The organism is Cellulophaga algicola DSM 14237 (assembly GCF_000186265.1).
Classification (GTDB): Bacteria; Bacteroidota; Bacteroidia; order Flavobacteriales; family Flavobacteriaceae; genus Cellulophaga; species Cellulophaga algicola.
In genome coordinates this window covers 692,739-708,103 of record NC_014934.1, presented here as the reverse complement: position 1 = coordinate 708,103, position 15,365 = coordinate 692,739, and the positions used below count along the sequence as shown (strand labels likewise).

Annotated in this window: 22 protein-coding genes; all 22 read left to right on the top strand. The window is 33.4% G+C overall.

From position 1 onward, the window contains the following. Positions 1–13: 13 nt before the first annotated feature. The gene (gene rplX, locus CELAL_RS03035) at positions 14–328 is read left to right on the top strand and encodes a 50S ribosomal protein L24 (protein ID WP_013549446.1); all 315 of its coding nucleotides are present in this window, start codon (positions 14–16) and stop codon (positions 326–328) included. Between the two features lie 2 nt (positions 329–330). Next, positions 331–882 carry a 50S ribosomal protein L5 gene (gene rplE, locus CELAL_RS03030; RefSeq protein WP_013549445.1) on the top strand — a complete coding sequence of 184 codons (552 nt, stop codon included), beginning with the start codon at positions 331–333 and terminating at the stop codon, positions 880–882. Position 883: 1 nt separating this feature from the next. Beyond that, positions 884–1,153 carry a 30S ribosomal protein S14 gene (gene rpsN / locus CELAL_RS03025; RefSeq protein WP_013549444.1) on the top strand — a complete coding sequence of 90 codons (270 nt, stop codon included), beginning with the start codon at positions 884–886 and terminating at the stop codon, positions 1,151–1,153. 69 nt (positions 1,154–1,222) lie between these two features. Beyond that, positions 1,223–1,621 (top strand): 30S ribosomal protein S8, encoded by a 399-nt coding sequence (rpsH, locus tag CELAL_RS03020; RefSeq protein ID WP_013549443.1) that lies wholly within the window; start codon positions 1,223–1,225, stop codon positions 1,619–1,621. Positions 1,622–1,640: 19 nt separating this feature from the next. Continuing rightward, positions 1,641–2,183 carry a 50S ribosomal protein L6 gene (gene rplF / locus CELAL_RS03015; RefSeq protein WP_013549442.1) on the top strand — a complete coding sequence of 181 codons (543 nt, stop codon included), beginning with the start codon at positions 1,641–1,643 and terminating at the stop codon, positions 2,181–2,183. Positions 2,184–2,194: 11 nt separating this feature from the next. After that, entirely contained in the window at positions 2,195–2,551 is a 357-nt protein-coding gene (gene rplR, locus CELAL_RS03010) for a 50S ribosomal protein L18 (protein WP_013549441.1), read from the top strand. Positions 2,552–2,556: 5 nt separating this feature from the next. Continuing rightward, positions 2,557–3,081 (top strand): 30S ribosomal protein S5, encoded by a 525-nt coding sequence (gene rpsE / locus CELAL_RS03005; protein WP_013549440.1) that lies wholly within the window; start codon positions 2,557–2,559, stop codon positions 3,079–3,081. An 11-nt stretch (positions 3,082–3,092) separates the two neighbouring features. Continuing rightward, positions 3,093–3,272 carry a 50S ribosomal protein L30 gene (gene rpmD / locus CELAL_RS03000; protein WP_013549439.1) on the top strand — a complete coding sequence of 60 codons (180 nt, stop codon included), beginning with the start codon at positions 3,093–3,095 and terminating at the stop codon, positions 3,270–3,272. Between the two features lie 12 nt (positions 3,273–3,284). Next, a complete protein-coding gene (rplO, locus tag CELAL_RS02995; protein ID WP_013549438.1) occupies positions 3,285–3,737 on the top strand; it encodes a 50S ribosomal protein L15 in 453 nt (150 codons plus the stop codon). Between the two features lie 10 nt (positions 3,738–3,747). Continuing rightward, complete coding sequence (gene secY, locus CELAL_RS02990; RefSeq protein ID WP_013549437.1) at positions 3,748–5,088, top strand: preprotein translocase subunit SecY; 1,341 nt, start codon at positions 3,748–3,750, stop codon at positions 5,086–5,088. Positions 5,089–5,091: 3 nt separating this feature from the next. Continuing rightward, positions 5,092–5,307: a translation initiation factor IF-1 gene (gene infA / locus CELAL_RS02985; protein WP_013549436.1), complete on the top strand. Its 216-nt coding sequence runs from the start codon at positions 5,092–5,094 to the stop codon at positions 5,305–5,307. 9 nt (positions 5,308–5,316) lie between these two features. After that, the gene (gene ykgO / locus CELAL_RS21790; protein ID WP_010181906.1) at positions 5,317–5,433 is read left to right on the top strand and encodes a type B 50S ribosomal protein L36; all 117 of its coding nucleotides are present in this window, start codon (positions 5,317–5,319) and stop codon (positions 5,431–5,433) included. Positions 5,434–5,435: 2 nt separating this feature from the next. Further along, the gene (gene rpsM, locus CELAL_RS02980) at positions 5,436–5,810 is read left to right on the top strand and encodes a 30S ribosomal protein S13 (RefSeq protein WP_013549435.1); all 375 of its coding nucleotides are present in this window, start codon (positions 5,436–5,438) and stop codon (positions 5,808–5,810) included. 102 nt (positions 5,811–5,912) lie between these two features. Further along, positions 5,913–6,305, top strand: coding sequence for a 30S ribosomal protein S11 (rpsK, locus tag CELAL_RS02975; RefSeq protein WP_013549434.1), 393 nt, complete (start codon positions 5,913–5,915; stop codon positions 6,303–6,305). Between the two features lie 108 nt (positions 6,306–6,413). Next, on the top strand, positions 6,414–7,019 hold the full coding sequence (rpsD, locus tag CELAL_RS02970) for a 30S ribosomal protein S4 (RefSeq protein WP_013549433.1): 606 nt from the start codon (positions 6,414–6,416) through the stop codon (positions 7,017–7,019). A 17-nt stretch (positions 7,020–7,036) separates the two neighbouring features. After that, positions 7,037–8,029 (top strand): DNA-directed RNA polymerase subunit alpha, encoded by a 993-nt coding sequence (locus CELAL_RS02965; RefSeq protein WP_013549432.1) that lies wholly within the window; start codon positions 7,037–7,039, stop codon positions 8,027–8,029. Positions 8,030–8,084: 55 nt separating this feature from the next. Further along, positions 8,085–8,588 (top strand): 50S ribosomal protein L17, encoded by a 504-nt coding sequence (gene rplQ, locus CELAL_RS02960; RefSeq protein ID WP_013549431.1) that lies wholly within the window; start codon positions 8,085–8,087, stop codon positions 8,586–8,588. A gap of 101 nt (positions 8,589–8,689) precedes the next feature. Next, positions 8,690–9,802 carry a glutamine-hydrolyzing carbamoyl-phosphate synthase small subunit gene (carA, locus tag CELAL_RS02955; protein WP_013549430.1) on the top strand — a complete coding sequence of 371 codons (1,113 nt, stop codon included), beginning with the start codon at positions 8,690–8,692 and terminating at the stop codon, positions 9,800–9,802. 114 nt (positions 9,803–9,916) lie between these two features. Next, entirely contained in the window at positions 9,917–11,212 is a 1,296-nt protein-coding gene (eno, locus tag CELAL_RS02950; protein WP_013549429.1) for a phosphopyruvate hydratase, read from the top strand. A gap of 127 nt (positions 11,213–11,339) precedes the next feature. Further along, entirely contained in the window at positions 11,340–12,881 is a 1,542-nt protein-coding gene (locus CELAL_RS02945) for a glycogen synthase (RefSeq protein WP_013549428.1), read from the top strand. Between the two features lie 137 nt (positions 12,882–13,018). Continuing rightward, positions 13,019–14,302 (top strand): citrate synthase, encoded by a 1,284-nt coding sequence (locus CELAL_RS02940; protein ID WP_013549427.1) that lies wholly within the window; start codon positions 13,019–13,021, stop codon positions 14,300–14,302. A 120-nt stretch (positions 14,303–14,422) separates the two neighbouring features. Next, entirely contained in the window at positions 14,423–15,334 is a 912-nt protein-coding gene (locus CELAL_RS02935) for a dimethylarginine dimethylaminohydrolase family protein (RefSeq protein WP_013549426.1), read from the top strand. Positions 15,335–15,365 lie beyond the last annotated feature (31 nt).

Sequence of the window (15,365 nt, the reverse complement as noted above, 5' to 3'; positions counted from 1 at the left end):
CATTTAGAATCAGATGAAAAAGCTAAAAATAAAAGTAGGAGATATCGTTAGAATCGTAGCTGGAGACCATAAAGGTGTTGAAGGTAAGATCATGAAGATTGATTTTGATAAGAACAAGGCAATTGTTGAAGGTGCTAATTTAGTATCTAAACATGAAAAGCCAAGTGCTAAAAATCCTCAAGGTGGTATCGTAAAGAAAGAGGCGCTTTTACACATTTCTAATTTAGCATTGATTGATGCTAAGTCAGGTAGCACTACTAGGGTAGGTTACGACGTTAGAGATGGGAAAAAAGTTAGAGTCTCTAAAAAATCTAATGAAGTAATATAGTTATGGCTTACGTTACAAGGTTAAAAAAAGAATACAATGAGCGCATTATTGGTGCTCTTAAAGAAGAGTTTGGGTATAAGAATGTTATGCAAGTACCTAAGCTAGAGAAGATAGTTGTTAGTAGAGGTGTTGGAGCAGCTGTAGCAGATAAAAAGTTAATTGACCATGCGGTTGAAGAATTAACTACAATTACTGGTCAGAAATCTATTGCTACTATATCTAAAAAGGATGTTGCTTCTTTCAAGCTTAGAAAGGGTATGCCAATTGGATGTAAAGTAACCTTAAGAGGAGAGAGAATGTTTGAATTTCTTGATCGTTTGGTTACAAGTGCACTTCCTAGAGTTAGAGATTTTCAGGGAATTAAAGCTACTGGTTTTGATGGTCGTGGTAATTATAACTTAGGTATTACAGAGCAAATTATTTTTCCTGAGATAAATATTGATAAAATCAATAGAATCAACGGAATGGATATTACCTTTGTAACTTCTGCACAAACAGATAAAGAGGCAAAATCATTATTAACTCAATTAGGGTTACCTTTTAAAAAGAATTAAGATGGCTAAAGAATCGATGAAGGCCCGTGAGGTTAAAAGAGAGAAAACGGTAGCAAAGTATGCGGATAAGAGAAAGGCTTTAAAAGCAGCTGGAGACTATGAAGGCTTACAGAAATTACCTAGAAATGCTAATCCAATTCGTTTGCATAATAGATGTAAATTAACGGGTAGACCAAGAGGGTATATGAGAACATTTGGTGTTTCTCGTGTAACTTTCAGAGAAATGGCTAATGAAGGTCTTATACCGGGAGTTAGAAAAGCTAGCTGGTAATAAATTTAAATATTAACTAGTATCAGGTTTAGCAATAGTGTTAAAAACCAATACTGCAAATTAATACATATGGTAACAGATCCAATTTCGGATTACTTAACAAGAATTAGAAATGCAAGTAGTGCTGGGCATAGAGTTGTCGAGATTCCTGCATCTAATTTGAAAAAAGAAATGACTAAAATATTATTCGAACAAGGATATATTTTAAGTTATAAATTTGAACCAAACAAGGTTCAAGGCACGGTTAAAATAGCTTTGAAGTATGATAAGCTAACAAAAGAACCAGTGATAAAAAAAATTATGCGTATAAGTAAGCCAGGTCTACGTAAGTATGCTGGTTCTACTGATTTACCAAGAGTACTTAACGGATTGGGTATTGCTATCGTTTCAACTTCTCATGGAGTAATGACGAGTAAGCAAGCTAAGCTAGAAAAAGTTGGTGGTGAAGTATTATGTTACGTTTATTAATACTATAAAGATTTAAGAAATGTCTAGAATAGGTAATAATCCAGTTGCGATACCTCAAGGAGTAACCGTTGAGATAAAAGATAATGTAATTACTGTAAAAGGTAAGTTGGGTGAGTTAACTCAAGAATATAGCGCTGTTGAAATTAAAGTTGAAGATGATCAAGTTTTTGTAACTAGATCTTCTGATGTTAAGGAGCATAAAGCTAAACATGGTCTTTATAGATCTTTGATTAACAATATGATCGATGGTGTGTCTAAAGGATGGACTAAAGAATTGGAACTTGTAGGTGTAGGTTATAGAGCAAGTAACCAAGGTCAAAGATTAGAATTGGCTTTAGGTTTTTCTCATAACATAGTTATAGATTTGGCTCCAGAAGTTATAATCGAAACTGTATCTGAAAAAGGTAAAAATCCAATTATTAAGTTAAAATCTTTTGATAAACAATTAGTAGGTCAAGTGGCTGCTAAAATTAGATCTTTCCGTAGGCCAGAGCCGTACAAAGGAAAAGGTGTTAAGTTTGTCGGAGAACAATTAAGAAGAAAAGCTGGTAAGTCAGCATAATAAGTAGAATTATGGGATTATCAAAGACTGAAAGAAGACAGCGAATTAAAAGAAGAATACGTAAAGTTTCTTTTGGAACTGCTGCAAGACCGAGATTATCGGTTTTTAGAAGTAACAAGGAAATTTATGTACAAGTTATAGACGATAACAGTGGGGTAACTTTAGTTGCTGCATCTTCTAGAGATAAGGAGATTGCTGATGTTAAAGGAACAAAAACTGATATTGCTAACTTAGTAGGTAAAACTGTTGCAGAGAAAGCAATAAAAGCTGGTGTTGAGACAGTAGCTTTTGATAGAGGTGGTTGTTTATACCACGGAAGAGTAAAATCATTGGCTGAAGGAGCTAGAGAAGCAGGACTTAAATTCTAATATATATGTACCAGAAATACAAAAACGTAGAAGTTGTAAAACCAGGAGGTCTTGATTTAAAAGATCGTTTAGTTGGTGTACAAAGAGTTACTAAAGTAACAAAAGGTGGTAGAGCATTTGGTTTTTCTGCTATAGTTGTTGTCGGTGACGAAAATGGTGTAGTTGGTCAAGGTTTAGGTAAGTCTAAAGAAGTTGCTACTGCTATTTCTAAGGCTATTGATGACGCTAAGAAAAACTTGATTAGAATTCCTTTAAATAAAGGAACTATTCCTCACGAACAAAAAGGTAAGTTCGGTGGTGCTAGAGTTTATATTCAACCTGCATCTCATGGTACTGGAGTAATTGCTGGTGGTGCTGTAAGATCGGTATTAGAAGCAGTTGGGGTTCATGATGTATTATCTAAATCTCAAGGTTCTTCTAATCCACATAATGTTGTTAAGGCTACTTTTGATGCTTTATTGCAAATTAGAGATGCTAAAACAGTTGCTTCACAAAGAGGAATTTCTCTTGAAAAAGTTTTTAAGGGATAAATTAAGGTATTATGGCAAAAGTTAAAGTAAAACAGGTTAAGAGTGGTATTAAAAAACCTCTTAGACAGAAAAAAACTCTTGAAGCACTTGGTTTAAGAAAATTAGGTCAAGTTGTAGAACATGAGAATACTCCTAGTATTATGGGTATGATAGCTAAAGTTAACCACTTAGTTTCAATTGAGGAAGCTTAAAAAAATATAAAGATGAATTTAAATAGTTTAAAACCAGCTGAAGGCTCAGTTCACCGTGCAGGTAAGATTGTAGGACGTGGACAGGGTACTGGAAAAGGTGGTACTGCCACTAGAGGGCACAAAGGTGCTAAATCTAGATCTGGATATTCTAAAAAGATTGGTTTTGAAGGTGGTCAAATGCCTCTTCAAAGACGTGTTCCTAAATTTGGTTTTACAAATATTAACAGAAAGGAATACGCAGGTATTAATTTAGATAAATTACAACTACTTGTAGATAATGGAATCGTTAAAGATGCTGTTAACTTAGAAGTTTTAATTCAAACTAGATTAGCTAGAAAATCTGATTTAGTAAAAATATTAGGTGGAGGTGAGTTAAAAACTTCTCTTAAAATATCAGCACATAAATTTACTGCTACTGCTAAAGCGGCTATTGAAGCTGCTGGTGGCGAAGCAATAAGTTTATAAGAAATACACTATGAAGAAATTTTTCGAGACATTATCTAATATTTGGAAGATTGAAGAGTTAAAAGGAAGAATTCTTGTTACTCTTGGTTTATTGTTAGTATATAGATTTGGAGCGCAAATTGCGCTTCCAGGGATAGATACAACGCAACTAGGAGCTTTGACTTCTGGTACTGAAAACGGAATCTTTGGAATATTAAATGCTTTTACAGGGGGTGCTTTTGCAAAAGCCTCTGTTTTTGCATTGGGTATTATGCCTTATATCTCTGCTTCTATTGTAGTACAATTAATGGGAATAGCTATTCCTTACTTGCAAAAACTTCAGAAAGAAGGTGAAAGTGGAAGAAAAACTATCAACCAAATTACAAGATGGTTAACTATTGGTATTTGTATCCTGCAGGCTCCAACCTATTTATTGGGTTTAAGTCAGTTTGGTGTTCCAGATAGTGCTTTTGTTCTTGGAAAAGGTTTAGATTTCATGATACCTGCGGTTATTATTTTAGTAACAGGTACGGTGTTTGCAATGTGGTTAGGCGAAAAGATTACTGATAGAGGTATTGGTAATGGTATTTCTTTATTAATTATGGTTGGTATTATTGCAACATTGCCTCAAGCTTTCGCTCAAGAAGCTATTTCTAGATGGGAAGGTACAGGAGGTCCAATGTTAGTTTTAATTGAAGTTATCATCTGGTTTGTTGTAATCTTACTAAGTGTTTTATTGGTAATGGCTACACGGCAAATACCAGTGCAATATGCTCGTAGATCTGCTTCTGGCGGTTATGAGAAAGATGCAATGGGAACTAGACAGTATATTCCATTAAAATTAAATGCATCAGGTGTTATGCCAATTATATTTGCACAGGCAATTATGTTTGCGCCAGGATTAATTGGGAAAACATTTAATAATACGGTATGGGGTGCATGGATGGAAGTTCAATTCCAAGATATTTTTGGATTGGCTTATAATTTATTATTTGCATTTTTAATCATTGTATTCACATATTTCTACACTGCAATCACAGTTCCAACGAATAAAATGGCCGATGACTTAAAAAGAAGCGGCGGTTTCATCCCTGGAATTAGGCCTGGAGCAGAAACTGGAGATTTTTTAGATAAGATTATGTCTTTAATTACGTTACCAGGATCTATTTTCTTAGCTTTGCTGGCTGTATTGCCTGCAATAGTTGTTAAGCTAATGGATGTTCAACCAGGTTGGGCAATGTTTTATGGTGGTACTTCACTTTTAATTATGGTGGGTGTGGCAATAGATACAGTACAACAAGTTAATTCGTATTTGTTAAATCGTCATTATGATGGTTTAATGAAGACAGGTAAAAATAGAAAGGTAGCATAAGTTATGGCTAAGCAATCAGCAATAGAGCAAGACGGTAGCATCATTGAAGCATTGTCAAATGCAATGTTCCGTGTAGAGTTAGAAAATGGTCATGTTGTTACAGCCCATATCTCAGGCAAAATGCGTATGCATTATATAAAATTACTTCCGGGTGATAAGGTAAAATTAGAAATGAGCCCTTATGATTTGAGTAAAGCAAGAATTACATATAGATATTAAGATAATAGGATGAAAGTTAGAGCATCATTAAAAAAAAGGAGTGCCGACTGCAAAATTGTTCGCAGAAAAGGTAGATTGTACGTAATAAACAAAAAGAATCCTAGATTTAAACAAAGACAAGGGTAGTTATGGCAAGAATTGCAGGTGTTGATATACCAAAACAAAAAAGAGGGGTAATTGCTCTTACTTATATCTTCGGAGTAGGTAACAGTAGAGCTAAAGAAATTTTAGCAAATGCCCAAGTAAGTGAGGATACTAAAGTGTCTGATTGGAACGATGATGAGATTAGTCGTATTCGTGAATCAGTTTCGGCTTTTACTATAGAAGGAGAACTTCGTTCTGAAACTCAATTAAACATTAAACGTTTAATGGATATTGGTTGTTATAGAGGTATTCGTCATAGATCTGGTCTTCCATTAAGAGGACAAAGAACTAAGAATAACTCTAGAACTAGAAAAGGTAAGAGAAAAACTGTTGCGAACAAGAAAAAAGCAACTAAATAATAATTAGACAGTCATTAGTATTTGGACGTTAGAAGAATCTGTCTGAAATCGAAAGGTTTAGGATTCCAATAACTAAGAACTAACAACTAGAAACTTAAAAATATGGCAAAGTCAAATACAAAAGTTGCAAAGAAACGTAAGGTAATTGTAGAATCTGTAGGTGAAGCTCACGTAACAGCATCTTTCAATAACATTATTATTTCTTTGACAAATAAAAAAGGTGACGTTATTTCTTGGTCTTCTGCAGGGAAGATGGGCTTTAGAGGTTCTAAAAAGAACACTCCTTATGCAGCTCAGATAGCTTCTGAAGATTGTGCTAAAGTAGCACATGAAGCAGGATTAAGAAAAGTGAAAGTTTACGTTAAAGGACCAGGTAATGGTAGAGAATCTGCAATCAGATCTTTACATAATGCAGGTATTGAAGTAACAGAGATTATCGATGTTACACCAATTCCTCATAATGGTTGTAGACCACCAAAAAGAAGAAGAGTATAATTTTAATTACTAATAGTCCTTTTAAAATAGGATATTTCACAGAAAGTATTGATACGATTATCGAAGGATAAGCCTTAATTCATAATCATACTTTCAAACAATAAGAAGATGGCAAGATATATAGGACCAAAAACAAAAATTGCTCGTAAATTTGGCGAAGCAATATTCGGAGATGATAAATCTTTTGAAAAAAGAAATTTCCCTCCAGGACAACACGGAAACGCTAGACGTCGTGGAAAAAAATCTGAATATGCTGTTCAGTTAATGGAAAAGCAAAAAGCTAAGTACACTTACGGTATATTAGAAAAACAATTTAGAAACATTTTTGCATCTGCAAAAAGAAAAGAAGGTGTTACTGGTGAAATTTTACTTCAATTATGTGAATGTCGTTTAGATAACGTTGTTTTTAGAATGGGAGTTTCTAATTCTAGAAGTGGAGCTAGACAACTAGTTTCTCATAGACATATTACGGTAAACGGAGAGTTGGTAAACATTCCTTCTTATTCATTAAAATCTGGTGATGTTGTTGGTGTTAGAGAAAAGTCTAAATCAATTTCAACTATTCAGGATGCGTTAGCTTCTAATAGCAGCGTTTACGAATGGATGACTTGGAATACTGAGAAAATGGAAGGTACGTTCGTAGCTGTTCCAGAAAGACTTCAGATTCCAGAGAATATCAAAGAACAATTAATCGTCGAGTTATACTCTAAATAAATAACACTGATCCAATTATGGCATTATTTAATTTTCAAAAACCTGATAAAGTTATAATGATTGATTCGACAGATTTCGAAGGGAAGTTTGAATTCCGCCCTTTGGAACCTGGTTATGGATTGACTGTTGGAAATGCTTTAAGAAGAGTTTTACTATCTTCTTTAGAAGGTTTTGCAATTACTTCTATTCGTGTAGATAAAGTAGAGCATGAGTTCTCTGTTATATCAGGAATCGTAGAAGATGTAACTGAAATAATTCTTAATTTAAAGCAAGTTCGTTTTAAAAGACAAATAGAGGACGTAGATTCTGAAACTGTTTCAGTTTCAGTAAGCGGTAAAAATCAACTTACAGCTGGAGACTTTCAGAAATTTATTTCTGGATTTCAAGTATTGAATCCTGATTTAGTAATCTGTAATATGGATGCTAAAGTTAACTTCAATATGGAGTTAGTTATTGAAAAAGGAAGAGGATATGTTCCTGCTGAAGAAAATAAAAAGTCTGGAGCACCAATTGGTACAATCGCAATTGATTCTATTTTTACACCTATTAAAAATGTAAAATATAGTATTGAAAACTTTCGTGTAGAACAAAAGACTGATTACGAAAAATTAGTTTTCGAAATTGAATCTGACGGATCTATTACACCAAAGGATGCATTAACAGAAGGTGCTAAGGTTTTAATTCATCACTTTATGTTATTCTCTGATGAGCGTATTACTTTAGAAGCTGATGAAATTGCACAAACTGAAACTTATGACGAGGAGTCCCTACACATGCGTCAGTTATTAAAAACAAAATTAGTAGATATGGATCTTTCGGTTCGTGCTCTAAATTGTTTAAAAGCTGCGGAAGTAGATACTTTAGGAGACTTAGTTTCTTTTAATAAGAATGATTTAATGAAGTTTAGAAACTTCGGTAAAAAATCATTGACAGAGCTAGAAGAACTTGTAATCAATAAAGGTTTAAGTTTCGGTATGGATTTGTCAAAATATAAATTAGATAAAGATTAATTTTACTTCTGTTGGAAGAGAAAATCTCGGATAAGGAAGAAAATAGAACAAAGTAATGAGACACGGTAAAAAAGTTAACCACTTAGGTAGGAAAAAAGCTCATAGAGTTGCGATGCTTGCAAATATGGCTTGTTCTCTTATCGAACATAAAAGAATAAACACTACTGTTGCTAAAGCTAAAGCTTTAAAGCAGTTTGTTGAGCCATTAATCACTAAGGCAAAGGCTGAGAATAATCAGACGACAGAAAAAGGAACACATAATAGACGTGTTGTTTTTAAAAACCTTAGAGATAAATATGCTGTTACTGAGTTATTCAGTAATGTAGCAGAGAAGATAGCTGACCGTCCAGGGGGTTATACTAGAATAATAAAACTAGGTACTCGTTTAGGAGATAACGCTGATATGGCGATGATCGAGTTGGTAGATTTTAATGAGCTATACAATGCTTCTAAAACGCCAGCTAAGAAAACAACTAGAAGAGGTAGAGCTAAGAAAACAGAAGCTCCGGCTGCTGATGCTTCACAAGAAACAACTCAACCAGAAAGTTCAGAAGAATAAAATGGTTGTTTTATAAGTTTTAATATTAGAAAAGGATAAGTTGAAAAGCTTATCCTTTTTTTTGTGTTATTTTGTAAAAATATTTAATATAATTCCTAAAAATGAAGTATCAAACTAGAAAGAAAGCTCTTATGTTATTGGCTGATGGAACTATTTTTTATGGTAAAGCAGTTGGTGATAAAAATGGAACAGCATTCGGGGAAGTGTGTTTTAACACTGGAATGACTGGGTACCAAGAAATCTTTACAGATCCATCTTATTTTGGTCAGTTAATGGTGACTACGAATGCTCACATTGGTAATTATGGGACTAACTCTGAAGAAGTAGAGTCAGATGCTATTAAAATATCAGGTTTAATCTGTAAGAATTTTAGTTACACGTTTTCTAGAGCTATTGCAGATCAATCTTTAGAAGAGTTTTTAAATAAAAATAATTTATTTGCTATCTCGGATGTAGATACGCGTGCTCTAGTAAGTTATATCCGTGACAACGGAGCAATGAATGCGGTAATTTCTACTGAAGTTGATAATATTGAAAGTCTAAAGGAGCAATTGAAAAATATACCTAGTATGGATGGTTTGGAGTTGGCATCACAAGTGTCAACCAAAGAGTCGTACTATTATGGTGATGAAAATTCATCTATTAAAATTTCTGCACTAGATATTGGTATAAAGAAAAATATTCTAAGAAATCTAGCTAAGAGAGGGGCTTACATTAAAGTCTTTCCGTATAACGCTTCTTTTGAGGAAATGAAAGCATTTAATCCGGATGGTTATTTTATTTCAAATGGACCGGGCGATCCTGAGCCATTGGTAGATGCTATAAAAACAGCTAAAGATATTATTGCTAATGATGAAGTTTTATTCGGTATCTGTTTAGGGCACCAAGTTATAGCTTTAGCTAATGAGATATCTACATATAAAATGCATAATGGTCATAGAGGTATTAATCACCCTGTTATGAATCTTTTAACTGGTAAAGGAGAAATTACTTCTCAGAACCATGGCTTTGCTATCAATAGAGAAGAGGCTGAAGCGAATAAAAACATTGAGATTACTCATGTACATCTTAATGATAAGACGGTTGCGGGCATCAAAATGAAAAATAAAAAGGTTTTTTCTGTTCAATACCATCCAGAAGCTAGTCCTGGGCCACATGATGCTGAATATTTATTTGATCAATTTTTTGAGATGATTAAAGTTAAGGTTAACTAAAACGTTATAGTTTAAATAAAGGTTATTTGTCACAGTTTTTAGGGTATTGAGAGTGTTTTCTAACACCTTACTTTTGTATCTTTGCTGTGTTTTCAATATAAAAAAATAAAATATATGAGTATCATAATTAGTGTTCATGCAAGACAGATTTTAGATTCAAGAGGAAACCCTACTATTGAGGTAGATGTTTTTACTGAAAATGGTATAATGGGAAGAGCTGCAGTTCCTTCCGGAGCATCTACTGGTGAGCATGAGGCTGTAGAACTTCGTGATGGCGGTAAAGCTTTTATGGGTAAAGGAGTAACAAAAGCTATTGCTAATGTTAATACTGATATTGCTGAAGAAATAATTGGTATGTCTGTTTTTGAGCAAAATCTTATTGATCAAACAATGATTGATTTAGATGGAACTCCTAATAAATCAAAATTAGGAGCTAACGCAATTTTAGGTGTTTCTTTGGCTGTAGCAAAAGCTGCTGCTGAAGAGTTAGGAATGCCTTTATATAGATATATTGGTGGGGTAAGCGCTAATACACTTCCAGTACCAATGATGAATATTATCAATGGAGGTTCGCATTCAGATGCTCCTATTGCTTTTCAGGAATTTATGGTAATGCCTGTGAAGGCAGAAAGCTTTTCTCATGCAATGCAAATGGGAACTGAAATTTTCCATAACCTTAAGAAAGTTTTACATGATAGAGGTTTAAGTACAGCAGTTGGTGATGAAGGTGGTTTTGCTCCTAATTTAGCGGGTGGTACTGAAGATGCTTTAGATACCATCGCTAAAGCAGTAGATCAAGCTGGGTACAAATTAGGCGATGATGTAATGATTGCTTTAGATTGTGCTGCTGCAGAATTCTATGTTAACGGTAAATATGACTATACAAAATTTGAAGGCGATAAAGGAGTAATTAGAACTTCTGAAGAGCAAGCGCAATACTTAGCAGATCTAGCGGCTAAATATCCTATTATATCTATTGAAGATGGAATGGATGAAAACGATTGGGATGGTTGGAAATCTTTAACGGACAAAATTGGTGATAAAGTTCAATTAGTTGGTGATGATTTATTTGTAACTAATGTTGAGCGTCTTTCTAAAGGAATAGAAAACGGTATCGCTAATTCTATTTTAATTAAAGTAAACCAGATTGGTACCTTAACAGAAACTATTTCTGCTGTTAATATGGCTAAAAATGCAGGATATACTTCTGTAATGTCTCACCGTTCTGGAGAAACAGAAGATAATACTATTGCAGATTTAGCAGTAGCATTAAATACTGGTCAAATTAAGACGGGTTCTGCTTCAAGATCTGACCGTATGGCTAAATACAATCAATTATTAAGAATAGAAGAGGAATTAGGCAGCGTAGCCTATTATCCAAAGGAGAAAGCTTTCAAGATAAAGCAATAATTTTACTGTTATTTAAAAGCCTTTCTAATTTAGAAAGGCTTTTTTTTTGAGAAAAATTTATTCTATCAATTATTTTAGGAATTAAATAATTATCTTGAACGTAGATTATAATACAATACCCTCCTAAATGAATAACTTTCTTTTTGTTGCCGCAGAAAATGATGCTATACCTAAATGTAAAGCTGGGGGAATGGGTGATGTCGTCAGAGATGTTCCACGCCAAATCTCAATGAGAGGTGATGCTGCCCATGTTGTAGTTCCTGCGTATTCTAGACTCCATGAGAATGGTGAGTTTCTTATGAACTTAAACTTTCAATTAAGAGATCAAACGTATACTGCAGAACTCTATAAAGTGCAGCCTAAAAAAGAATTTGAGAATTTATCTCATTATGTTATTCATCATCCGGAAATACAACCTGGTGATATTGCTCACATTTATCATAATGATCCAACAGAACCTTTTTATAATGATGCAGTAAAATATTTTATTTTTTGTACCGCTGTGGCAGAAGCAGTGAATCAGAATGCATTTGGTCATTTAGATATTGTTCATTTACATGATTGGCATTCAAGTTTGCTTTTATTTTTAAGAAAGTACCATCCAGCATTCGAAAAATTAAAACAATTACGTTTTGTGTATACGATTCATAATTTAGCTATTCAAGGTATTCGTCCGTTTGGAGGTAATTATTCATCTATTCATAATTTCTTTCCAGAAATTTCTATTGATTATGATAACTTAAGAGATTATCGTTATCACGACTGTATTAATTTAATGGCCGTAGGTGTTCGTCTTGCAGATGCTGTTCATACGGTTTCTCCATCGTATAAAGAAGATATTTTATTACCGAGTAACCCGCCAGATTTTATAGGAGGAGAAAGCTTGGAGATAGACTTGCAAAATGCAGACCGGGAAGGAAGATTGTTTGGTATACTAAACGGTTCCAACTATAATAATATTCGCTCTGTAGAAAAAGGTAGATTGTATCGCAATATCATTAGAGCATTATTTGGATGGTTACAAGAGGAATCAAAACAATACAAATATGATTTCCTAGCGCATACTGGTGAAAAAATAATGGATTATGTAGAGAAAAAACCCGCCTTTATCGTTTCAAGCGTAGCAAGGTTAACAGAGCAGAAGTTTTATTACATTAAGCATTCTCCTGAGGCTTTTGTAGCCATATTAGATAAGCTAGAAAAAGTTAATGGTGTCTTTATGTTATTAGGTACAGGAGCGCCAGAATACGAGGAGATGTTTAGAGAGATAAGTTATAAGCATAAAAATTTTATTTTCACGAATGGGCAATCAGAAGATTTGATAGATAGTATTTATTTGGAATCAGATTTATATTTTATGCCTAGTCTTTTTGAACCCTGCGGGATAAGTCAAATGTTAGCTATGCGAAATGGGCATCCTTGTTTAGTTCATTACACAGGAGGTTTAAAAGATACGGTTAAACATCTAAAAACAGGCTTTACTTTTGATGGCAAAACTACCGATGATAAGATAAAAAATATGGTAGATTCTTTTGATTTGGTTTTAGATATTTTTCTAAATGACAAACCGCAATGGAATAAAATTAAATTAAGTGCAAAAAAAGAACGCTTTACTTGGGAGAAAAGTGTAGATGAGTATTATAAATTTCTTTATGCTATAACGATATAGTAGACTTTTGTTGCTATTTATTGAAAATAATCAAAAGAAATCTTCATTTGTTAATAATACAATAAATGATTTTTTTTGAATTGTTAATGGCACGTCTTTTTCTTAAATTTACGGAGTACTAAAAGTTAAAAAAACACATGTCAGACAAAGCTATATTAGAATACCAAGGGAATAAATTTGAATTCCCAGTAATTAAAGGTACAGAGAATGAATTAGCAATAGATATTAAAAGTTTAAGAGCATCAACTGGAATGATTACTATTGATCCAGGGTATAAAAATACGGGCTCTTGTGAAAGTGCTATAACATTCTTAGATGGTGAAAAAGGAATATTGCGTTACCGAGGATATTCAATAGAAGAATTGGCTGAAAAAGCAGACTTTTTAGAAGTTGCTTATTTGTTAATTTTTGGAGAACTTCCTAATAGCGAAGAACTAGAGAAATTTCATTCAGATATTAAATCTGAATCTCATGTAGATGAGGAAATGAAAAAAATCTTAGATGGTTTTCCTAAGTCGGCTCATCCAATGGGTGTATTGTCTTCTTTAACAAGTGCATTGATTGCTTTTAATCCAACTTCTGTAAATGTAAGTTCAGAAAAAGAAATGTATTGGGCAATTGTACGTATCATGGCAAAATTTCCGGTATTAGTTGCTTGGACGTTACGTAAGAAAAAAGGCTTGCCTTTAGATTACGGCGATGATTCTTTAGGGTACGTAGAGAATATTCATAAAATGATGTTCAAGAAACCGAACCAAGAATATAAAAAAGACAAAACTATAATTGATGCATTAGATAAACTTCTAATTTTACATGCAGATCACGAACAAAACTGTTCTACATCTACGGTACGTATAGTTGGTTCTTCTCATGCAGGTTTATTTGCTTCTTTATCTGCTGGTATTTCTGCATTATGGGGACCCCTTCATGGTGGTGCTAACCAAGCTGTTTTGGAAATGTTAGAAGCCATTGAAGCTGATGGTGGTGATACTAAAAAGTACATGGCTAAAGCTAAGGATAAAGAAGATTCATTTAGATTAATGGGCTTTGGACATAGAGTATATAAAAACTTTGATCCTCGTGCAAAAATTATCAAGAAATCTGCTGATGAAGTTTTAGGTGCTTTAGGTATTGAAGATCCAATTTTATCTATTGCGCAAGGATTAGAGAAAGAAGCATTAGAAGATCAATATTTTGTTGATAGAAAATTATATCCAAACGTAGATTTTTACTCAGGAATTATTTACAGAGCTTTAGGCATCCCAACAGAAATGTTTACAGTAATGTTTGCATTAGGAAGACTTCCAGGTTGGATCGCTCAATGGAGAGAAATGAGATTAAATGGTGAGCCAATTGGTCGTCCTAGACAAGTTTATGTTGGTGAAAACTTAAGATCTTTTATCCCTGTAGAAAAAAGATAAATATTTTATCAAATTATAATTTAAACTGCCTTTTTGTTTTTTGCAAAAAGGCAGTTTTTTTATTATTAGATTCTTATTTTTACGCTCAATAATTACTAATTATTCATTTTATATTATTTTATGCTTGATTTGAACATTAAGGATGAGACGTCAAAACTTTTAGCAGTTATTTTAGGAACTGCTAAAAGTTGTGGGCCTACTCCAAAACCAGAAGAAGCTTACGATCCAAAATCCTTAGAACATATTCTTGCAGGAACCTATCCTGTTGAAGCTGATATGGTATTAGAAATGGATGCTTTTGAAAAAGTATTAAATAAGTATGATGTACAGATATTTAGGCCGAAAATACTTAAGGATTGCAATCAGATATTTTCAAGAGATATAGCTTTTGTTATTGATGATTTCTTTTTTAAAGCAAATATACTTCCAGATAGAGAAGAAGAGTATTTAGCAATTGGTGACGTCATTTCGCAAATAGCTCCGGATAAGGTAATTATTCTTCCAGAAGAGGCCCATATAGAAGGTGGTGATGTAATGCCATGGAATGAGTATATATTTATAGGAACATATACTGCAGAAAACTATTCACATCATATCACCGCAAGAACTAATAAAATTGCGGTGGAGTATATTAAAAGTTTTTTTCCAAATAAAAAGATTAAATCCTTTGAGCTTAGAAAATCAACCAATGCACGTGAAAATGCATTGCATTTAGATTGTTGTTTTCAGCCTATTGGAAATAATAAAGCCATCTTACATAAAAATGGTTTTCTAGTTGAAGAAGAGTACCAGTGGTTGGTAGCTTATTTTGGAAAAGAAAACGTTTTTGAAATAACAAGTGATGAAATGTATACGATGTTTAGTAATGTTTTTTCAATTTCTCAAGAAGTAGTAGTTTCAGAAAAAAGTTTCACGCGTTTGAATACTTGGTTAAGGGTAAAAGGTTTTGTGGTAGAGGAAATTCCTTATGCTGAAATTTCTAAACAAGAAGGTTTGTTGCGCTGTAGTACAATGCCGTTAATTAGAGCGTAAAATTCTCTGGAAGTTAATAACGAATTGATAT